General features: G+C 65.5%; 4 protein-coding genes. 1 reads left to right on the top strand and 3 read right to left on the bottom strand.

Annotation, left to right across the window (positions count from 1 at the left end; all coding sequences use genetic code 11):
- The coding region (locus EN750_RS29000; RefSeq protein WP_189526548.1) for an FAD-dependent oxidoreductase at positions 1-831 on the bottom strand (831 nt) is incomplete at its 3' end.
- Positions 828-1,289, bottom strand: coding sequence for a membrane protein (locus tag EN750_RS28995; protein WP_023809876.1), 462 nt, complete (start codon positions 1,287-1,289; stop codon positions 828-830). The genes EN750_RS28995 and EN750_RS29000, both read right to left, overlap by 4 nt.
- A 141-nt stretch (positions 1,290-1,430) precedes the next feature.
- On the opposite strand from EN750_RS28995, the gene EN750_RS28990 reads away from it, so the two are divergent.
- Complete coding sequence (locus tag EN750_RS28990) at positions 1,431-1,988, top strand: sugar O-acetyltransferase (RefSeq protein WP_127398798.1); 558 nt, start codon at positions 1,431-1,433, stop codon at positions 1,986-1,988.
- Positions 1,989-1,993: 5 nt separating this feature from the next.
- On the opposite strand, the gene EN750_RS28985 is transcribed toward EN750_RS28990, so the two are convergent.
- A partial coding sequence (locus EN750_RS28985; protein ID WP_127398797.1) for a helix-turn-helix domain-containing protein occupies positions 1,994-2,494 on the bottom strand: 501 nt, incomplete at its 5' end.

Genomic DNA, 2,494 nt, shown 5'->3' with positions numbered 1-2,494 from the left:
CTCCAGGCCGAGGTCATCGGTGTTGGGCGTCCGCCCCAGTGCCAGCAGCACGTGCGATCCGACCGCCGGCGGTTTGCCGGCGGAGAAGGTTACGGCAATGTCCTGGCCCTGTCTGGCGAAAGCGATGTCGTCGGCGCCGACATGGACCGTGATGTCTTCGTTTTCGAGGATCGACAGGATGGCGGCGGAGACGTCCTCGTCCTCGCGGCCGGTCAGGCGCGGGCTCTTTTCGATGACTGTGACCTCCGAGCCGAAGCGGCGGAACATCTGTGCGAATTCGAGCGAGATGTAGCTGCCACCGACGACGATGAGATGGCGCGGCAGCACGTCGAGATCCATCATCGAGGAATTGGTCAGATAGTCGATGTCGTGGATGCCGGGCAGGTCTGGGACCGAGGCTCGGCCGCCGGTGTTGAGGAAGATCTTTTCGGCGGTCAGCAGATCGTCGCCGACGCGCACCGTGTTGGCGGATTCGAAACGCGCATGGCCGCGATAGAGGGTGCATTTGTCCATGCCGGCAATCCAGGTCTCGAGATTGGTGCGGGCGTCGATCGTCACCTTGTCCTTGCGCGCCTTGATCCTGGCATAGTCGACCCCGACGGGGCCACTGAGCGTCACGCCGTAGTCGGCGGCGCGGCGCGCCAGATGCGCGGCATAGGCGCTGGCGACCATGGTCTTGGTCGGCATGCAGCCGGTGTTGACGCAAGTGCCGCCGACCAGCTTGCGCTCGATCAGCGCCACGCTCATGCCGGCGGCCGTCAGCCGGCCGGCCAGCGGAGGGCCAGCCTGTCCGGCACCGATGATGATGGCGTCGAAGGTTTTCGTCGTCATGCCACCGCCGCTACGATCAGCAGGCCGCCGATGATCGCCACCGCATCCTCGATGAAGGCGGCGGGCGGATCCTTGCCGAAGGCGGCCGCCAGCCGGCCGCGAGCTTCAGCGCCGCCCAGCGTGCCGATGACAGCGCCGATGGCGCCGGCAATCAAGCCGCCGATGGTGGCGCCGCCTGTCGCGCCGATCACCGCGCCGGTGAAGGCGCCCATGACGATGCGGGCGCCGAATTGCTGCGGCACTTTACGGCTCGGCGTCGACGGCAACTGGTCGGTGACCAGTTCGACGATGGCCAGGATGGTGAAGATGCCGACAGCCGCCCAGTGACTCATGAAGCTCGCCCAGGTGCCAGCAACCGGCAGCCAGCCGAGATAAGCGCCCCAGGCAACGGCAGCCGGCGCCGTCATGGCGCGAAGACCGGCAATGACGCCGATCAGAAGTGCGAGAATGTAGAGCATGGTCGATCCCCCTCGATCACCGGGCCAGGACGGCCTTGAGACGCAGGCTACCATAGGTCCAATATTTGACCAGTACTTGCATCGGCGCTTTTCTGTTGGCCGCACTTGTGCTTTTGAAGGACGTCAACTGGAGACCGCGTCATGGCCGAAAGCGAGCGCGTGAAGATGGCGGCCGGCGAATGGTACACCTGCCTCGATGATGAGCTGGAGTCCTTGCGTGTGGTAGCGCGTGACGCGGTGTTCGAGCACAATTGCCTGCCGCCGCGGCAGCGCGGCAATCTCGGGTCGGGCTTGAAAGCTTTACTCGGCGACGCCGGCGAGGGTGCCCGCATCGAGGCGCCGTTTCACTGCGCCTATGGTTTCAACATCTTTCTCGGCGACGGCGTCTTCCTCAATACCGGCTGCACCATCCTCGACACAGCGAGCGTGCGCATCGGCAAGGGAACGCTGCTCGGTCCCAATGTGCAGATCTACTGCGCCGAGCATCACAAGGAGGTCGCTGGGCGGCAAGCTGGACTGGAGATCGCCAGGCCGGTCGAGATCGGGGCCAATGCGTGGATCGGCGGCTCAGCCGTCATCCTTGGCGGCGTCAGCATCGGTGACGGTGCCATCGTCGGCGCCGGCGCGGTGGTGACACGCGACGTGGCCGCGAACACCACGGTGGTCGGCAATCCGGCACATCAGGTCAAGCGGGATTGAATGGATCAGTGCGACAGCGCCATGCGCTCGTCCTGACCGGCCCGCCTTGAGAATTCGCGCCGATATTGCGCCGGCGATGTCCTGAGCCTTGCGGCGAAATGCTGGCGCAGCGAGGTGGCGCTGCCGAAGCCGGCTTCGAAGGCCACCATGTCCATCGACTTTTCGGTCGCCTCCAGCAACCGTTGCGCGAGTTCTATCCGCTGGCTGGTCAGCCATTCGCCGAAACTGGTGCCGATCGATTTCTGAACGCGGCGTGTGAAGGTGCGCCTTGTCAGGCCGGCGGCTTCGGCGACGCTATCCAGGCTATGCGTCTCTCCGAGCGCCGCGCGAACCGCGTCGAGGGCCTGGGTGAACCGGTCGGCGTCCGCGCTTCTTTCCACCGGATGCTCGATGAATTGCGCCTGCCCGCCCTGCCGATGCGGAGAAAGAACGATCTGGCGGGCGAGCCGCAGTGCCGCTTCCGCGCCGTAGCGGGCGCGCACGATGTGGAGACAGCAGTCCAGACC

The sequence above is a fragment of the Mesorhizobium sp. M7A.F.Ca.ET.027.03.2.1 genome (assembly GCF_003999175.1).
Lineage (GTDB): Bacteria > Pseudomonadota > Alphaproteobacteria > Rhizobiales > Rhizobiaceae > Mesorhizobium.
The sequence above is the reverse complement of the archived record's forward strand: the minus strand, read 5'-3'. Positions and strand labels throughout refer to the sequence as shown.